The sequence below is a fragment of the Frankia sp. EI5c genome, from assembly GCF_001636565.1.
Lineage (GTDB): Bacteria > Actinomycetota > Actinomycetes > Frankiales > Frankiaceae > Parafrankia.
Map to the genome: position 1 here is coordinate 1 of NZ_LRTK01000155.1, position 1,611 is coordinate 1,611.

The window sequence follows — 1,611 nt, forward strand, 5'->3', positions numbered from 1 at the left end:
GTCCGATCTCCGATGTCGCACGGGAACTCGGGATCCTGGAGGGAACCCTCGGGGTCTGGGTCGCCGCCTACCGCCGCGCGCACGCCGACGAGACGGGCGTGTCATGCGAAGCGTGTAAGCCGAAGGTGACCAAGGATCGACCTATCGTAACCGGTCGGTCGGAAAGGGTCATCTTATGGCACCGAATGTAAAGCGTCGCGAGCGTGACAACGCGGCAGCCCAAGTGATCGCGGAAGCGTTCCCGTCGAAGGTGATCGACACTTTGCTGGCGGATGCGAAGGCGGGCGGCACGCCGATCGACGGCGTCGATGGTCTGCTGAACCAGATGACGAAGGCGGTTCTGGAGCGGGCACTCCAGGCCGAGATGACCGATCATCTCGGCTACGAGTCCGGTGATCCGTCCGGGCACGGCACGGGAAACTCCCGAAACGGCCTTTCAGTGAAGACGGTCTCGACCCGCAACGGACCGGTCGAGATCGAGGTACCACGAGACCGGAACAGCACGTTCGAGCCGGTAATCGTGCCGAAGCGGGCGCGGCGTATCGGGAATCTCGACGACACGATCCTGTCCCTGTACTCCCGTGGTATGACGACTCGGGACATCGAGGCGCATCTGGCTGAGGTTTACGGTGTCGAGGCGTCCCGAGAACTGATTTCGAATGTCACCGACGTCGTCGTCGACGAGATCAAGACCTGGCAGTCCCGGCCGCTGGACGAGGTTTACCCGATCATGTACGTGGACGGGATCCGCCTGCGCGTCAAGGACAACGGCGTAGTCTCTACCAAGGTCGCATATCTGGCGATCGGGGTCGATATCGACGGCCGCAAGCACGCTCTCGGCTGCTGGATCCAGGACAGCGAGGGGGCGAAGTTCTGGCAGAAGGTCCTCGCNGATCTGCGGAACCGGGGCGTCCGTGACGTCCTCATCGTCTGCTGCGACGGGCTGACGGGCCTCCCCGACGCCGTCACCGCAGTCTTCCCGGACAGCATCGTCCAGACCTGCGTGGTCCATGTCATCCGGAATGCCATGCGGTTTGTGTCCTACGGCGACAGGAAAGCCGTCGTCAAGGCCATGAAGGAGATCTACACCGCTCCGACCCTGGAAGCCGCCGAACTCGGCCTGGCCGCGTTCGACACCGCCTTCGGTGCCCGCTACCCCGGTGCCGTGGACGTATGGCGCCACGCCTGGGACGAGTTCATCCCGTTTCTCGACTTCCCCCCGGAACTCCGGAGAATCGTCTACACCACCAACGCCATCGAATCCATCAACTTCCAGCTCCGAAAAATAACCAAGAACCGCGGCCACTTCCCCGACAAGGATGCCGCGATGAAACTCCTCTACCTTGGACTCCGGAACATCTCCAGCCAGCGAGGCGGTGAATCAGGGACAGGAACCCACGGCTGGAAAATCGCACTCAACACGCTCGTCAATCTGTTCCCCGGACGACTATCCTTCTGATACTGTTACCGACAGTAAGTCATTCACCTTCGGCTTACACGAAAATCGTGACAGGCTCGACGAGACGCCTCCGCCTGCCGTCGACGACAGTGCCGCTCGACTACGTGAACTCGAACGGCAGAACCGTGAACTGCGGATGGAAAACGAGTTTC

1 protein-coding gene and 1 pseudogene are annotated in these 1,611 nt (G+C 61.7%); both read left to right on the forward strand.

What is annotated here, in order from left to right; genetic code table 11:
- Positions 1 to 175 precede the first annotated feature (175 nt).
- A partial coding sequence (locus tag UG55_RS45000; protein ID WP_242425173.1) for an IS256 family transposase occupies positions 176 to 891 on the forward strand: 716 nt, incomplete at its 3' end.
- 1 nt (position 892) lies between these two features.
- Positions 893 to 1,459: pseudogene (locus tag UG55_RS45005) on the forward strand (transposase); the annotation flags it as partial.
- Positions 1,460 to 1,611 lie beyond the last annotated feature (152 nt).